13 protein-coding genes are annotated in these 15,435 nt (G+C 51.3%); 4 read left to right on the forward strand and 9 right to left on the reverse strand.

The window, feature by feature from the left end:
- The first annotated feature begins 165 nt into the window (after nt 1-165).
- The 4 genes from CIB54_RS10625 to CIB54_RS10640 all read left to right on the forward strand — a co-directional run bounded on the left by CIB54_RS10625 (nt 166) and on the right by CIB54_RS10640 (nt 3,497).
- Nucleotides 166-1,788, forward strand: coding sequence for a vWA domain-containing protein (locus CIB54_RS10625; RefSeq protein WP_101219751.1), 1,623 nt, complete (start codon nt 166-168; stop codon nt 1,786-1,788).
- Between the two features lie 93 nt (nt 1,789-1,881).
- A complete protein-coding gene (locus tag CIB54_RS10630; RefSeq protein WP_065893850.1) occupies nt 1,882-2,454 on the forward strand; it encodes an RNA polymerase sigma factor in 573 nt (190 codons plus the stop codon).
- On the forward strand, nt 2,451-3,002 hold the full coding sequence (locus CIB54_RS10635) for a hypothetical protein (RefSeq protein ID WP_101219752.1): 552 nt from the start codon (nt 2,451-2,453) through the stop codon (nt 3,000-3,002). The genes CIB54_RS10630 and CIB54_RS10635 overlap by 4 nt, the downstream gene beginning before the upstream one ends.
- Before the next feature lie 156 nt (nt 3,003-3,158).
- The gene (locus CIB54_RS10640; protein ID WP_157829705.1) at nt 3,159-3,497 is read left to right on the forward strand and encodes a colicin E1 family microcin immunity protein; all 339 of its coding nucleotides are present in this window, start codon (nt 3,159-3,161) and stop codon (nt 3,495-3,497) included.
- An 18-nt stretch (nt 3,498-3,515) separates the two neighbouring features.
- On the opposite strand, the gene CIB54_RS10645 is transcribed toward CIB54_RS10640, so the two are convergent.
- The 9 genes from CIB54_RS10645 to CIB54_RS10680 all read right to left on the reverse strand — a co-directional run bounded on the left by CIB54_RS10645 (nt 3,516) and on the right by CIB54_RS10680 (nt 15,356).
- Nucleotides 3,516-4,802, reverse strand: a complete 1,287-nt coding sequence (locus tag CIB54_RS10645; protein WP_101219754.1) for a colicin-like pore-forming protein — start codon at nt 4,800-4,802, stop codon at nt 3,516-3,518.
- A 408-nt stretch (nt 4,803-5,210) separates the two neighbouring features.
- Nucleotides 5,211-5,432 (reverse strand): hypothetical protein, encoded by a 222-nt coding sequence (locus tag CIB54_RS10650; RefSeq protein ID WP_056858122.1) that lies wholly within the window; start codon nt 5,430-5,432, stop codon nt 5,211-5,213.
- A 314-nt stretch (nt 5,433-5,746) separates the two neighbouring features.
- Nucleotides 5,747-6,307 carry a hypothetical protein gene (locus CIB54_RS10655; RefSeq protein ID WP_101219755.1) on the reverse strand — a complete coding sequence of 187 codons (561 nt, stop codon included), beginning with the start codon at nt 6,305-6,307 and terminating at the stop codon, nt 5,747-5,749.
- Nucleotides 6,308-7,709: 1,402 nt separating this feature from the next.
- The gene (locus CIB54_RS27290) at nt 7,710-8,600 is read right to left on the reverse strand and encodes a hypothetical protein (protein WP_157829706.1); all 891 of its coding nucleotides are present in this window, start codon (nt 8,598-8,600) and stop codon (nt 7,710-7,712) included.
- Nucleotides 8,600-9,673, reverse strand: a complete 1,074-nt coding sequence (locus CIB54_RS10660) for an AAA family ATPase (RefSeq protein WP_003187523.1) — start codon at nt 9,671-9,673, stop codon at nt 8,600-8,602. Before CIB54_RS10660 ends, CIB54_RS27290 begins: the two co-directional genes overlap by 1 nt.
- A complete protein-coding gene (locus CIB54_RS10665) occupies nt 9,666-10,844 on the reverse strand; it encodes a DUF262 domain-containing protein (RefSeq protein ID WP_003187525.1) in 1,179 nt (392 codons plus the stop codon). Before CIB54_RS10665 ends, CIB54_RS10660 begins: the two co-directional genes overlap by 8 nt.
- Nucleotides 10,845-11,367: 523 nt before the next feature.
- The gene (locus CIB54_RS10670; protein ID WP_003187526.1) at nt 11,368-13,080 is read right to left on the reverse strand and encodes a hypothetical protein; all 1,713 of its coding nucleotides are present in this window, start codon (nt 13,078-13,080) and stop codon (nt 11,368-11,370) included.
- 29 nt (nt 13,081-13,109) lie between these two features.
- Nucleotides 13,110-14,051 carry an abortive infection family protein gene (locus tag CIB54_RS10675; protein ID WP_003187528.1) on the reverse strand — a complete coding sequence of 314 codons (942 nt, stop codon included), beginning with the start codon at nt 14,049-14,051 and terminating at the stop codon, nt 13,110-13,112.
- Nucleotides 14,052-14,498: 447 nt separating this feature from the next.
- Nucleotides 14,499-15,356, reverse strand: a complete 858-nt coding sequence (locus CIB54_RS10680; protein WP_003187529.1) for a hypothetical protein — start codon at nt 15,354-15,356, stop codon at nt 14,499-14,501.
- Nucleotides 15,357-15,435: the final 79 nt, after the last annotated feature.

Consider the following 15,435-nt stretch of genomic DNA (forward strand, 5'->3'; position numbering starts at 1 on the left):
TTTGGGCGCTATCATAGCGCCCGATTGAAGTGTCCAAAATCATTAGGCCAGTTCAAGCCCCCTCCCACATTGTTTTCTGCTGTCAGATAAATTGGGTTTAACCCGAACCTCGCCCACCTCGCGTCTGACCTTGTGAACGGCTCATTCATTCACGAGGCCCAGCCCATGTCCCGCCCTCTGCTCTCCCTGCGTCCTGCTGCCCAAGGCTTCACCGTTACCCTGCTGGTAGCGCTGGCCGGATGCGGGCTGTCGTCGTCCCCCGACCTGGCGAAACCAGCGGAGCCCATCGCAACGCTTCAACGCGCGCCGGCCCAGGGCGCAGTGGTCAAACGCATGGTCATGCCTGCCCCAATGATGATGCGGGAGACGGCGACCCTGGCTGAGCGCAGCGAACCCCGCGAGCAATACGCCAACCTGCCCGACAACCCCGTGCATCGCGTCGCCGAAACCCCGGTCTCCACCTTCAGCGTGGATGTCGACACCGGCAGCTACGCCAACGTACGACGCTTCCTCAACCAGGGCCGCCTGCCGCCCGAAGGCGCTGTAAGGCTGGAGGAAATGGTCAACTATTTCCCTTACGACTACGCGCTGGCTACCGATGGCTCACCCTTTGGCGTCACCACTGAAGTCGCCGCCACGCCGTGGAACCCGCGCACGAAACTCTTGCGCATCGGCATCAAGGCCTGCGACAAAACCGTGGCAGAACTGGCCCCGGCCAATCTGGTGTTCCTGGTGGATGTGTCCGGCTCCATGGACCGTCGCGAAGGCTTGCCGCTGGTCAAAAGCACCCTGAAATTACTGGTGGATCAACTGCGTGATCAGGACCGGGTGTCATTGGTGGTCTACGCCGGTGAGTCCCGCGTGGTGCTCAAGCCCACCTCCGGCCGTGACAAAACCACAATCCGCAACGCCATCGACCAACTCACCGCCGGTGGCGCCACCGCTGGCGCGTCCGGTATCGAACTGGCCTACCAGATGGCCCGCGAAGGCTTCATCGACCAGGGCATCAACCGCATCCTGCTGGCCACCGACGGCGACTTCAACGTGGGCATCAGCGACTTCGACAGCCTCAAGCAAATGGCGGTCGACCAGCGTAAAAGCCGCATATCGCTGACCACCTTGGGGTTCGGTGTGGACAACTACAACGAACACCTGATGGAACAACTGGCTGACGCCGGTGACGGCAACTACGCCTACATCGACAACTTGCGTGAGGCACGCAAGGTGCTGGTGGAGCAACTCAGTTCGACCCTGGCGGTGGTGGCGCGGGATGTGAAATTGCAGGTGGAATTCAACCCGGCCCAGGTCAGCGAATACCGCCTGCTCGGCTATGAAAACCGCGCCTTGAAACGTGAGGACTTCAACAACGATAAAGTCGATGCCGGCGAAATCGGCGCAGGGCACACGGTGACTGCGTTGTATGAAATCGTGCCGAAGGGCGAGAAGGGCTGGCTGGAGCCGTTGCGCTATGCCAGAGCGCCTGCGGCTGAATCCACCTCGGCCGAACTGGCGACGGTGCGCGTACGCTATAAACCGGCTGCGGGCGGTGACAGCCAGTTGATCGAACGGGCCGTCGGTAAAACGTCCACCGAGCCCAGCGACGACCTGCGCTTCAGTGCCGCCGTAGCCGCCTTCGCCCAACAGCTCAAGGGCGAAGGCCGCTACACTGGCAACATGAGCTTGCAGGACACCGCCGCCCTGGCCCGCTCGGCCCGAGGCGACGACCCGTTCGGCCTGCGCAATGAATTCGTGCAACTGGTCGAACTGGCCCAAAGCCTAAAACCCTGATCCCGAGCACAATGAGGATCAAATGTGGGAGGGGGCTTGCCCCCTCCCACACTTAGATCTGCTTCGATCTGACAGAAGGAGTTCGCCCACTACATGGCCGTTCCAGACGATCCACCCAGCGACGAATCGCTGCTGGCCCGCTACCGCACCGGCGACGCTGCTGCGTTCGAAGCCTTGTACGCCCGGCACCGCCAGGGCCTGTATCGCTTCCTCGTATCCCTGTGCAACAAACCCGAACTGGCCGAAGAAATCTACCAGGACACCTGGCTCAGCCTGATCCGCAGCACCACCCAGCCACAAGGCCGGGCGAGTTTTCGCACCTGGCTGTTCCAGATTGCGCGCAACCGCCTGATCGACCACTGGCGCAAGCACGGCCTGCACAACCCGCTGCATGACAGCTACGACGAGTTGCTGCACGCCCAGCCCGACGACAGCGCTGGCCCCGAACAGCAACTGAGCCTGAACCGCGACCAGGCGCGCCTCGACGCCGCCGTGCAAGCCTTGCCCGAAGACCAGCGCGAAGTCTTCCTGCTGCGCCTGCACGGCGACCTCGAAGTCCCGCAAATCGCCACCCTCACCGGTGCCCCGCTGGAAACCGTTAAAAGCCGCTTGCGCTATGCCCTGCAGAAATTGCGGCGCTTGCTGGCTGACGAGGTAACTGTATGACCGACGCCCGAGACCCGAACGATCCGCGCGACGAAGCGCTGATCCAACACTATCGCCAGAACAGCGCCGGCGAACCGCCCGCATTCCTGGACGCATTCATTCTGAACGCCGCCCGCCGCGAAGCGCCTGCCCCCAAGCTCAGCCTGTGGCAACGCTGGCTGCGGCTGTGCCAGCAACCGCGTTGGCAGATGGCGTTTGCCAGCGTGGCCGGTGTGGCGCTGCTGGCGGGCGTGATCACGCGCAGCCCCGAGCTTGCCCCGGTACAAAACACGCGCCTCGCCGCCCCGGCAACTTTATCCGCGCCTGCGCCCATGAGCGCGCCGCCGCGGGTCGAGTCGTTCAGCGCCGAAATGAACAGTGATGCCTTGCCCCAAGGCAAGCTGGCCAAGCGCGCAGTGCCTGACCCGCTGGAGCAGGGCTTGCAGGAAGTGTTGCGCCTGCGCGCGGCAGGCGATGAGGGTGCCGCGACGGTGAAACTGGCCGAGTTGCAAAAACGCTTTCCTGCGCAAAATCTTGAGGAGCGGCTCAAGGCATTGCAGCCTCACTGACCCCGTGGCGATGGTATCGCGCGATACCATCGCCCCTGTTCACTCATCTTGCACTGAACCTATTACGCAATAGCCCAATGCCATGGATGCTATTTGCTATCATTCGTCGAGCATGGTAGCCCAGAAGTTTAAAGTGAATTTAAAGTACGAGTTGATATGAGTAAAAAATATCTTATTGAGAATTTTATGATCTCCATTTTCATATTTGTTCTCTTCTTTACCGACATTTTTGGAGAGAGCACTTTTCTGAAGGATATTAGCTTCACTGCTCTGATGTTAGGAGCAGGCAGTATTTTCCTGTTTCCGTTCTCTCGATTTATAATCGAGCAGACAGCGCTTCGATTCACACGTCGTGAATTCTGGACGACCGGCTTATTGACGGAGTCGTCTGGGAAAAACGGGCTGTATGTGATTTTTTATATGGTTTGCATCGCTTTTGCCATTCCGGCCGTGCTTGGGTATCTATTCTATTCAGCACTAAAAAAAGTGGCCTGAAAAGGCCACTTCGTGTTTTTAGAAAGGAAGCACCGCGTCGAGTGCATCGTTAAATTGCTTAACACGTTTATCGTCAATAAATGCACTGACAAATGCCATGATCAGCGCAAACGCTACAATCCCGACGGGTGACGAAACAGTCACGCCGAACGCGAAAGCAATCAGGCCTGTTGCTGCAGCACCTGCAAACAGTGTTTCCACTTTCAGTGCAGTGTTATTCCAATCGCCTGTCGCGTAGCTTTTACTCACTTCATTATGCAAGTCATAGGCATCAACGGCTTTGCCCACATAGCCAAAGCCTTTGGCAAACCTGTTCAGGTTTTTTCCCAGTTCAGCGCTATCAAGCGAATCCAGGGCATTGACGATGGCCGCGCGGTCAGCCGCACTGAATTTCTTATCCAGAGCACCCTTGTATTGCTCAAAGGCATTCAGGGCCTCTTGTGCGCTGCGAAGCTTTTTGCCCTTCGCACTTTCGGCCAATTCTGCTGAGAGCGTAGACATTTGCTGCCCAAATTTTCCTCCGATCTCCTTGTAAAAATCAGCAGTGAATTTAATGGCATCTTTGATTTGCGCATCGGCCTTTGCCTGCTCTTCGGCAAGACGCTCCGCTTCAGCTTTTGCTGCGGCTTCGGCAGCCAGGCGTTCAGCCTCTGCCTGCGCCGCAAGACGTGCATCTTCCTCCGCTTGAGCGGTAGCGATCAAACCCGTCAAGGCGTTAGATTTTTCAGTCAACAATCGAATCTTTTCAGACAGGTATCTGCTTTTATAGGCCGCGCTATAGGAGTCGGCAAGTGCCTGATACGCGTGTTTGAAGCCCAACCGATCTTTATATTCAAGATTGACGAAATCCACCGCATTGTGCGGTATATCTTTTAGTAGAGGATCTCTGCCGAAGTAAGCGTTGGCCGCCGCAAGACTGGCAGTAAGGTCAGCCTGTGAGGTGTTGATTAGAGCATCAACGACGGTTTTTTCTTTCCTGGATTTTTCCAGTGCCGAAAGAGCATCCGCCCCAACGGCTGCGGCAACCTCCGAGTCGATCTCGGCCAGCAGGTTTGGCAGGTTGGCAGCGTACGAATCTGCAATCTGCTTTTGCGCCCTGACCGCCAGCGCCACCTTCGTCATCGTACTGTCAGGATGGCTGAAGTTCATCTTTCGCATGAGCGCATCGATGTCTGAAAAATCAACGATTTTCCCATCCCACGGCAAAGGCTTGGCAATAAAACCTCCCCCTGGCAGCGGCCCAGGAGGAAGGGGCAGTGGCGGCTCTGGCGTTACGATAATTGGGGGTAGAGTAATGTCTGTCATGAAATATCTCCTTGATATTTAGCTTCCTTGAGAATGCCCACCTTCCTGACGATTGCAGGGGAGGGCAAACGGTGTGAGGCAGAAGCCATCACACCCACACTGTACATAAATACAGCATTAAGGCCAATAAAAATATGCATTTGTGCATATTTCTGGAGGGGCTTCATCTGGCAAAACTAGAGAACAAAAAAGCCCCAGGTCTTTCGACCTGGGGCTTTTTCGTTCGTATATGGTGCCCCCGGCGTCGTTTGAACTGGACAGTAAAAGCCGCGTATTTATTGGGTATATTTGGTGGTTATTCGGTTAGGCATACACGTGGGCATACACGGCGCTTCCTTCTGGCCACTTTTTCGAGGTAGGTAAAGCAACACCAGATGGTTGGTGATGTGTTGCCATCCAGCTGAGTAGTTACTTCTTCGTTCGACCTTCTGCAGCAAGTGAGGCAAGCGCAAGGGTGATAAATCCTGCATTTCCATCCAGGGTATCCAGTGCCCCTCGAATGTTCTGTGCCACTTCTGTAGATCCTCTTTGCTCAACCCAGTTTGACAGCTCCTCGATAGCTGCCCCCAGGGCCAGTTGGTTTTCATTCATGCGCTTGAGTAATGACGCAAGCAAAGGTGTGTCTTCCATGATGTTCTCCCGCCATGTTGTCAGGTCGTCAATCTACCTCGAGCCAGTCGCATTGCATATCAGCTGTCCTCACCACCTGGTGATCGGAAATCACGCTGGTCATCTTGATTCCCTAGATGCGAAGTTGCATGGACTTGACCACCCATTTGCATTCGACTTGACCAGTCGTTTGCATCGGATTTGACCAGCATGCTGGGTGGCTTTGATCGGCAAAAAACGGCCAAAAGCTGCCGCTACTTGAGATAAACCTCAAGCGTTCCAACGCCCGAAAAGAGCCCCCCGTAACCGCAAAACAAAGCCTGTCAACATGCCTCTCAACGCGTCGCACATTGACCTATCCGAACAAAATCTTTAAGCGCCGCCTGATAAAGCGTCAATGGCTGATTGTCCGTATTGAATAGTGCAAACGGAATCATCGTGAGATGTGAAAACGACGTGGAGTTTATCGAGTAGGTTTTCTGCCTGCAAAAGCGCTGATCCTTATTCAATATAAAATCGAACTTGAAAAGGTTTGTCCGCGTACACCAACTGGGGATCAAACCCAGACTCAGGCCCGTCAAGTAATCTTGTCCGCAAGCGCCGCCAGATGAGAACTCCGAGATCTTTATTTCTAATGCCGGCAGGGTCGGAGCGGCGAGGCTGGAGCCCGTATCCTGTGCATCGGAAATGACTTTGAGTGTCGCTGCGTATGCGTCCTTGCCGAAGCGACTGTCTTTCCATGGGGAGTTTATTGCGTAACTGAAGCTGGAGATGATTTCTTGTGTTTCGGGTTCAGCGGGTTCGTTGATTGTCGGCTGGGACGAATAAGATGTGCAGCCGGAACAGAGTATCGCAATGCTGACAAACACAAATCCGTTGGCTATTAAGCGACGCATACTCAATTTTCCCTAACTATCAATTAGCCGACATTCCTGTCACTTAATGCCGTATAGCATCTTATCTACACGCCGGATTGCTGAATCAGCATAACAGGGCAGACTGTACGCGCGACACATCGGGAGAGAGAAAAGGCCACCGCCATGCGTTCTTTGCCCCAATCCGATGCGAACGATTGGCCAAGTCGAATGCAAATGAGTGGGCAGGTGCAATGCAAATGGGCGGTCAGATGGAGTGCAATTACCCACCCTAGAGGCCAACAATGTGGTGTAGGGCCAATTTGGAAAGGCAGCATCAGAGCACATATCCAGCCCCCTCCAAAACTGGTGTAACCGGTGTTACGAGTGTAACGCCCTTCACCAAACGCCCGGTTTCATTGGCTTTCATGCCTGTTACACAGTTGGGCGACATAGCGTACCCCCGATGTAACGCTGCCCCTGCGTGTAACGCTAAAGTCAGCATCCGGATGTTGTGGGCAGGCGCATTGCGCTCGAGCCTACCAAGCGAATTTCGCTGGCTCCGCCTTTCGATGAGAGGAAATCACGCTGGGGACCCTGAAAGCTTTAGCATCACACGGGGCATGAAACCCGCGGGATCGTGGTAGCGACAACCACACCAGCTTACTGAAATTTCAACGTTGAAATTGAAAGGTTCTTGAAGAAAGAAGGGCATCGTTACCGTATTGGTAACGGTACTCGCAGACGGCTGAAAAGGTAGGGCATATGCACAGGTGAACTGTAGTTCACCTGGTTCACCTGTTCACTAAGCTGGGCGCACTTTCGCTAACACGATCCCGCGGGTTCTATGCCCCGTGTCTTCCCAAAATACCCAGGGTCCCCGGTGAGGTTCCGATTCATAGAGCAGATGCACTGTGAATAGCAACTCGCTAAGCCGGGCACCTTTCCGCTGACATGAACAGGAGAGTTTCCTATCCTTTATTCAAGGGGATACTGCGATTTTCAAGTGTGAGCGCTATGCTCATGACCCTTATCGCTGATGGTTTATCTGCTTTCGGGGCCTGGGGAGCTAAAATTGGTGTTACAGGCTGCACGGGTGTTACGTCTGACAGCGGTTCTTGAGCTCTGGGCTCCCAGTGTTGGCTTATAATTTGAGGAGCTTTTCGACCATTCGCTGCCATTCGCAACGAGCAGCTATCTGCCAAGAGGTTGCTCTCACTCCCCACGCGTCAAATCACATCCCAATGGCCGGTAAGGGTCTGTCGCGGATACGACAAGCATCGTCGCTAGAGCATAACTGTTTGTGCATGAGTCATTGGATCGACCCTTCCGTTATCAGCTAGGAGCTAGCTGTTAATTTAACAAAGTTGAAAACGTAGTCCCCGCAAGATAAATCTTATGCCGAATGTAGGTGACTAGCAAAAGCTAATTCAAGTGACTTTGGTTAGGTTGGTAGATGTTCTACTATTAAACCAACAATTACTTTTGATCCGGCTAGCTTTCGAATTTTTTCTTGATAGGTATTAGGTCTGGCATGGAAGTGGATTCTACCCTTGTCGTAAGTGAATTTTGTATGCCATTCACATGTGATATGACTATCGTTGATTTCAACGCGTCTTCTCGCCATAGCGCCTCTATTACCATGAGTTTTTACGCTCTCAGGAGAAATTTCAACTCCCTTGCTGGCTGCTAGTTGTATTATTGTCGCAGGAAGATCGTTTTCAAAATGCAAAATCGCAAAATCATTTAAATAAGATAAGTGAGCTATGATAGATTGTGAGTGATCTCGGTAGCTAATCCCCATTCGCTTTAGGTTACTAGGGTTTGCGTGAAAATAAATATTTGGAAACAATAGATCGCCAAAAGCTTCCAGCTGTTCCGCCGGCATGTCTAATGCGCTAAACAAAAATCGCAATGCATTTAGATAGCAGGTTTGGTCAGAAACAATATACATTTTACTGCTGCGCCACCAGTTGTTGGCACTATAATTAAATCCTGTAATATATCCTCCTGCTCCTAGTCTGGCTAGCTCAACCGCACTCGCTTCAAGCACACGGTTTTCCTGGGTTAACACGCACTCCCCTCTCTCGATGGCCATATCAAATCGAAGGATAAGATCTCGATAATCACCGTCTGAAGAATGCGCATAAAGGAGTTCTGCGAAACTTATTTCCTGAAAGGTCAGGGAGTGCAAATTATGGGTGTAGTATAAATTTGTAAGTGGTGATGAAGAGACTTTGTCCATGATCTCTACAATATTTTCAAGTCCAGGTAGCCGCTCGGCTAAACTGTTGAGGCAGTGGGCAACAAAGTTTTCATCCATGAAAAAGTTCATCATAGTTTTCCTGTTGCCAAAGCTCGAAGATTTTTTGAATGTTGGTCAAAGAAACCTTCAGGCCATTTGTCGAGTTTGCCATCTGGTCGTAGTACTACTTGCTCGGCGTGCGTTGAATCGTCCGATTTTTTAGTGAAGTAGTAGAGTCGAATATTTTCAGCGACTATATTGTCTTTGAGTTTGACCGCGAGTCTAATTCCATCTAATACGTGATCGCTATGGGTTTCAATTAGAACTTGTACTCCAGCAAATGAAGCCATTGCCGCTAAGATGCCGAGACTAGTTTGTCCGCGAGGATGTAGATGAGCTTCAGGGTTTTCTAGGATAAGGAAAGCGCCAGAGTGTTTGATTCGCTCGAACCAGTGTGCCACTCGGGGATCTGAATCATCAACCACGTGGGCAGGCATAGTAAGAAGTGAGAGAACAATTGGTAGTCCATAGCTTATCCCGTACCCTGAGTTGGTCGGTCTATATCCATCAATCGACATATGTGACATATCAAATTTTTCTTGTACGCCGAAATCCAATCTGACGCCGGGAGCAATGTCGCTCATCCACCAATTTAATTGGGTTTTCAGCGTGTTCCCAAGTGCACTGGGATGTCTCAGGCATTCAGCGATGATGCATCCCTCCAAGAGTGCGGTATAGTGGGCGGCATATTCGCCATTTTGACCTATGGACAACGAGGATATGTCGTCACCTAATGTTGGAAGGCCGACACGAGGACCAAATCGATCGGCAGATATGAATTGCGTGACAGGTGCAAGGTTTCTTCGCTCATGCAAGAAAGAGTTCTTGGATATGGATAAAGATATATCTGTGCCGTCCTGCTTCGTTACCTCGATTTCTATCGGGTCATTTGCGCCAGCGTGACGTGAGCGTAACTCGGCATAACCTCCAAGCCCACTGATATATGGACCACCACCAGCGAACTCCGACAGACACATTCGGAGTGCTTGGATGGCAGTGCTTTTCCCAGTGTTATTCAAACCAGTAAATACAGTTAGGTTGCTTAATTCGAGTGTTTGGCTTTCAAAAGATTTGAATTTTTTTATGGATATACTATTAAGCACGCTGATATTCCTTTAGCAGTGTTATTGCTCTTGAGTATCTATCTCTCACGCCGGCAGGGTCACTACCGTACTTTCCAATTGCATCAGCAAACGCATCATCATCTAACATCTTGTGGTATTTCAGCAGGAAATGCTGTTTATCGGCGATGATCGATTCAAAGGTTGGTTGGTTAATTCGTGCGAGCAATACAGTCCACATTTCAAAAAGCGATTTATTGACAGGTGTCTTTCTTCTATTTTCATGCGATCTTCTAAACGCATGTTCTCCAAATAGTGAATCGCTTCTGTTAAGCGCTCTCTTAAATGCTTCAGTTAGTTGGATTTTATCATATCTTATTCGAAGGGGGATGGTGTGCTCATTGTTTACATGGCGCATGGTATCTGCCAGAAACTCATCCATATCTCCTTTGAAATCTTCTCTTTTCCTCAAGTAAAAAGATATAAAGCGCAGCACCAATTCTCGTCCGGCCATGCGGTCATCTTTTACGGTTTTACCCACAACCCTTTGGTAGACTGAATTGTCAACTAGCTCCCTCAGTAAATCTGATGCTTCACCTTGATAGAGAGCGTGTCTTATTTCTTGGGTTGAAAGTCTCATGCCTCCAGTATTAATTCTTTTAAATATGTTTCTTTTGACTTTTTCCGGGGTGTCAGGATTGATTATTGTAAAGGAAAGCTCAGCTTCCATGACATTGTTGATAATGCGCGCCGCGTCGAGCTTTCGATTTATCGTGTAAAAATCCTTCCCGTCGAAAGATTCGCCCCAGAATTCTAACCCTTTAAGTTTAAAACCTTTGCCGTCGCCGTCTTCACCTAGAATAAAATCTTTTATCGTCGTTAGCCGTTGAAGCCCATCTACTACTTCCCATACCCCATCCTTATCCTCAGATACATAAAACATGGGCAATGGAATTCTAAGCATCATAGATTCTATGAGCAAGCTCTTACGCTTAGTATCCCAGACAAAGTTTCGCTGAAAGTTTGGAGCCAGGGTTATGGTATGGTTGCGTATCCTTCTGAGCACAGTATCTAGCGCTACAATTTTTGAAGACAAAGAAATAGACGCAGGATCAAAGGGTTCTCCGGTTTTAAATTGGTTTCCCTCTTGTTCTCTCTCCACGCCGGAGCCGACGCCTTCGTCCGCTAGATCTTCTTGAATATTAACGGTCATTAAATATTTCCTCACATAGCGGTATTTTCCAGGTCACTCATTTTTCTATTTACGCGCCAGCCATTTGGACCTAGGTATCTTCCTGTGGGACGCTCGGCGAGCCCTGGAGTCTTCTGAGTATGACTCTAGGCTGATTCGAGACCAATAGATGTTCAAAATGAGTAGCGCACCGAAAAAATCCGAAGGCGGTAAATTTACACATTGCTTAACTGAGCGAGAAGCTTTTACGACCGAAGCCTTGGCCTCAATCCATTTTTTTTGTACCCACTGGGGATGCCTGAGGAAGGTCTGCTGGTAGCCGTTCTTTGCCGATCGTCACTACGGCGTGAGTGCGCTGGTCAAGTCGAATGAAAACGCTTGTTCAGCACGGATGCAATTGACTTGTCAGTGGCAGGGCAACTGAATGGTCAGGTCCACGCAATTTCGCAATAAATGCTCACAACAGCTAACGGGATAACGTAGCAGAATGCTATGACCTCCCTCAACAGTTCGCTGTCGTGCGCTATTGAGGCTATCCTGTTGCTCATTTGTCGATATCAATCTCGAGAGCTCTCAACACCGCGACAAGGGCATGATCACAACCTTCGGCCAAGTGGAAGAAGTGCGCACGGAAATTTCCATGGGTGTTACGGGCTTCCCGAATAGCGACAGCTTTCTTTTCGTTGGTCGCATGTCCCCGGATCTCATTACGAAGCTCATGGAGCTTTCTCATCGGCGCTAAGATCTGCTTAGCGTCCTCTACGCTGATTGAGCTTCCCACCAGAATTTCGTACAACAATTTGAGCGAGCGCCAGGTTGGCTCCAGGGCGCGGCCTTTTGCTTCAGCCATCTTGCGCAGTGGCTTGTCGAGAAAGCCTTCTACCAGGCATTGATCAAGAGCCATAACTTCATCACCCCATTCCTTGGGCGAGTCGGTGGCTGGAGCAAGCACGCTGTCGATCAGATCCTCACCGCGAGGTTTCCACCAAGCAGGCTTTTCCTTGTCGAGTGTTCGGACCTTGCGCTTGAGCGAATCTAAAGGATGATATTCGGTGTACCAGTTGCCCTCGATGTCCGTTCGGTGCGCGCGTTCGGAGATGGGAGCCTTAGGCCACTCGTTGAAGGCCTTCCAGTACAATTGTTCGTCGTAAGGGAGCTTCGATAGGTCCAAAATGTATGCATGAACCTGGCCGGCCTCATTGATATCGTAAGACTTAAGATACCAAGCTCCTCTGCAGGAAATGCTCCGGTCCCCCAGCGTGTATTTCTCGGGATCGCCCTTGAAGCGATTTAGAACCTCTGCCCTGAAAAAAGCAGGAGATATCTGCCAGGGAAGATCGCTATCTTCAAAATAGCTGACGATGTGCTCGGGGCTGCAAGAGGTTTCAACCTGAAGATCATTCTTGCGGTCATAGATTTTGAAGACCGCATACTCCCGATCTGGATCACCATCGAAATCTTTGCTCCAAGCCTCTTCTTGGTCTTCAACGGTAGTCTTAGGCCTAACCACTATGGCTCCATTCGCGAAGCTCGCCTTACTAGTCGATCCACCATGGTAGAACAGATCTGGCTCGTCTCGGTTGTATCGATTGGCGCCCTGCCAGCCGGTGAAGCTACCCGCCACGTAACGGGTAAAATCAAATTTCATGACCAGCGCCATGTCCGCTAGGGCCATGTAATTGTCCAGGTCCTTACGAAGGATCGTGACCACTTCCCGACCCTCCATCTGGTCGGGAATTTGGAGCTTCAGGATTCTGATGACATCTTCGATATCACCATTGTCATTTAAGCGGCAATACGCCTTTCGCTCATCCACATAGTGAATGTCGAGACAGTGTATGAGCTTCTGGCTAATTTCGATCGGCGTTGGCCCAGTATGAACCCCCTCAAGGCGTCGCCGAATGACCAACGGTTCCCCCCCTGATAAAGCAGACCCGCTGTCCTCTGGGAAGGGTGCCTCAATGTAGACACGATGTCCTTCATCGGAACACCAGGATTTCTGTATGCGCCAGGTAGCATCGGTAAAAAGTGAGAGATTTTGAAGCATTTTTCCATCGGGGGGAGTGACATTATCAGTTGGAGCGAGTGCCCCGACGATGAGAAGGAAAGGTGCGCTAACGTAAATCACAATCTCGTCTGATTTCGAGTTTGCTGTCATGTACTGCACGGCTTGCTGGGCATCTTTGTACCAAGGATCATCCTGGTCTTCTGGGGCTGTCGCCAACGCAATCAGAGGTTTGGTATCGAAACGACGCATTTCCACTCCTGTAAGCCTAAACGAATCCTTCAGAGGATGGCCCGGTAAGCCTGATCGTGTAAAAAGATGATCGCAGAGGCCGTCATATTTATCGTGTATTTTGCCACATGCTCTGGCACTAGCTTCTGCACCTCGCCGGCACCATGTGAGGTGCTAAGTTTGTTGCGAAGCGTGCCAACGGTCATCAGTGGCTGCTCCCAGAAGGTATCCATCTCAGTTTTCTGCATAATGGTCCGAATGAGCTTGGAGGTTGTGTCTCCTTGCGCATACCCGAAGCCCTTCTGGCCACAGATTACTTTCATGACGCTTTCGTAGCTGCTGTTGCACTTGGTGACGCAGTCGCCAAATTTTCCGTGCCGAAAGTCTTCCAGAGCTGCCATAAATTCGGAGTTCGCATTGAGAAATGCAGGCTGGCGCAATAGTTTCAGAGCGGGCTCGATAGCCGTCTCGTGGATAGCTTGGCTTTCCTTTGGAATGACCTTCGCCTGCACACGTATTCCAGTGAACTGAGTAGGGGCGCCTCGATAAATTTCTTCCCGTGTTTCCCATACCGGTTTGGTGACGAAGTAAGGAAGGTCATCAACGTTTAAAAATTCATTTAAGCGATCAATTACGAGTTCATGCTTACCGCCCAAGTAACGCCAGCCATCCCAGTGGACAAGATATTCAATCGCATCAAGGAAGTGGGGGTCGCTGCAGGTATGCAGAAACTCGAAAGCATCATCAGCGTAGGACAGATTGTTCTTTTCAGAAAGGTTTTGGTGCCCAAGAAGGTAGGAGAGCCGGTCGTGAAGAAACTCTAGGGTTTCGACCAAGCCTGGGCCAACGTCCCGAATAAGCATGAACGTCCTTTGCCGAAACTGCTGAGTGAGCTCCTTTTTCGGCTTAGTCTGGTTTTCATTACGTCGTGAAAAAACGTTGAAGATATTCCCTATCACTACGGCACCTTGAAGCCATTCAAAGAATGACATCATATTCCTGAAGGTGTCGCATAGCCATCACAAGCTCATCGTTGTCAACCGTTGGCTGTTTCCTTTTTCCGCAGTAGGTCGGAAGAATGTTCAACAGTTTTTCGGCAACGCGATCATCACATATGGATCATTTCTCAACCATTATGGTTAGTGAGCGGGAAGCTGCTGATGGTCTTAGCTTTCGCTTGGCGTTCCAGAACGATTGCAACTGCGATGGTGTGACCTCGATGTGCGGACGGCTATTATTCGCCAATTATGAGTGACGGCTAGCGACCAGTTTTGCACTTTTCGGGATATTGAGTCGCGCTTGGTATTTGCAGGGACGTTCGATCAGGCTGGACTCTGTGTAATTGCTGATTTGCACGTAGATTGTTGTTCTGCATCCGCATCAGGTGATGCGCGGTATAGGGAAGAGTAAACAGCCCGCGAGGGCGGGCTGGTTCGGGATTACGCGGTGAGTAAGTCTTCTAGAGAGATGTTACGGGCGACGGCTGCTAAATCGGAGTGCTCAAGCCTCGAATGGGAGGGGCCGAAGCGAGGGACCTCAAGCCCAGACAACCCATCTCCTATTCCGCCTTTTTGGTAGCTGACGGCAAGTATCCGTGCGCCTACAGCGAGCAGTTGCTCGGTCATAGCGTTCCACTCCTCGTCCAGCGCAAATCCAACTGCGCTCAATGCGGCTGTCTTGGACTCTTCTCCACGTTGGCGAGCATTCGTGATTTGAGCCTCAAGAGCATCAAGCTCGACTTGCAGAGCAGCGATGATCAAGTCTTGCCTCCTTACCTGCTCGTCCGTTGTTGTCAGTTGCTTAGCCGCCTTTTGCATTTCGCCGCTTGCTGATTTTTCGCCTTCTGCATCACCGCTTGCGAGGCATTTGGCGTAGGACGTTGCAGCATCGCGCTCGGCTTGTTGCGCCTTTTCCAGGGCTTGATCGGCTTCTGATTGAATTGCCTGAAATCGCTCGTTCAGGTGGGATTTTTTCCGTTGCAGCGCTTCGATTTCAGCAGTCGCATCGGACATTGCACGGATGGAGTCGACTTTGATTTGATCATTTTTTTCCAGACGTTCTAGGTGTTGAATCTTCCGATCAATTGCAGCCAACTCGTGTGGTATTGCACGTATACGAGCTTCGACGCTGGATATTTTATCGGCAGCTTCGCTTGCTTCCGGACTTCCAATTGGGTTGCCAATAGCACTGAAACCGCGCGGCGCGTTACGCCATTCGGCTTCCAGTTGCGGAAGGCTTTGTTCCAATATTTCCAGTTCTTGATTCAAGGTGGCTTGTTGCTGTTTTAGCTGGTTCATGTTGCGTTCCTAAAGGCGAAAGGTTGATTGGTTTTTTTCGTTGGCGGGCCAGGCCAAGGTGAGCCTGCATTCCTCATGG

This window comes from Pseudomonas fluorescens, assembly GCF_002837185.1.
In the GTDB taxonomy this organism is placed as follows: Bacteria; Pseudomonadota; Gammaproteobacteria; order Pseudomonadales; family Pseudomonadaceae; genus Aquipseudomonas; species Aquipseudomonas fluorescens_AM.

Coding starts and splice junctions, on each gene's coding strand:
- CIB54_RS10625 (WP_101219751.1), top strand. CDS start 166: ATGTCCCGCCCTCTGCTCTCCCTGCGTCCTGCTGCCCAAGGCTTCACC.
- CIB54_RS10680 (WP_003187529.1), bottom strand. CDS start 15,356: ATGAACCAGCTAAAACAGCAACAAGCCACCTTGAATCAAGAACTGGAA.
- CIB54_RS10670 (WP_003187526.1), bottom strand. CDS start 13,080: ATGCGTCGTTTCGATACCAAACCTCTGATTGCGTTGGCGACAGCCCCA.
- CIB54_RS10655 (WP_101219755.1), bottom strand. CDS start 6,307: ATGCGTCGCTTAATAGCCAACGGATTTGTGTTTGTCAGCATTGCGATA.
- CIB54_RS10665 (WP_003187525.1), bottom strand. CDS start 10,844: ATGACCGTTAATATTCAAGAAGATCTAGCGGACGAAGGCGTCGGCTCC.
- CIB54_RS10630 (WP_065893850.1), top strand. CDS start 1,882: ATGGCCGTTCCAGACGATCCACCCAGCGACGAATCGCTGCTGGCCCGC.
- CIB54_RS27290 (WP_157829706.1), bottom strand. CDS start 8,600: ATGAACTTTTTCATGGATGAAAACTTTGTTGCCCACTGCCTCAACAGT.
- CIB54_RS10675 (WP_003187528.1), bottom strand. CDS start 14,051: ATGTCATTCTTTGAATGGCTTCAAGGTGCCGTAGTGATAGGGAATATC.
- CIB54_RS10635 (WP_101219752.1), top strand. CDS start 2,451: ATGACCGACGCCCGAGACCCGAACGATCCGCGCGACGAAGCGCTGATC.
- CIB54_RS10645 (WP_101219754.1), bottom strand. CDS start 4,802: ATGACAGACATTACTCTACCCCCAATTATCGTAACGCCAGAGCCGCCA.
- CIB54_RS10640 (WP_157829705.1), top strand. CDS start 3,159: ATGAGTAAAAAATATCTTATTGAGAATTTTATGATCTCCATTTTCATA.
- CIB54_RS10650 (WP_056858122.1), bottom strand. CDS start 5,432: ATGGAAGACACACCTTTGCTTGCGTCATTACTCAAGCGCATGAATGAA.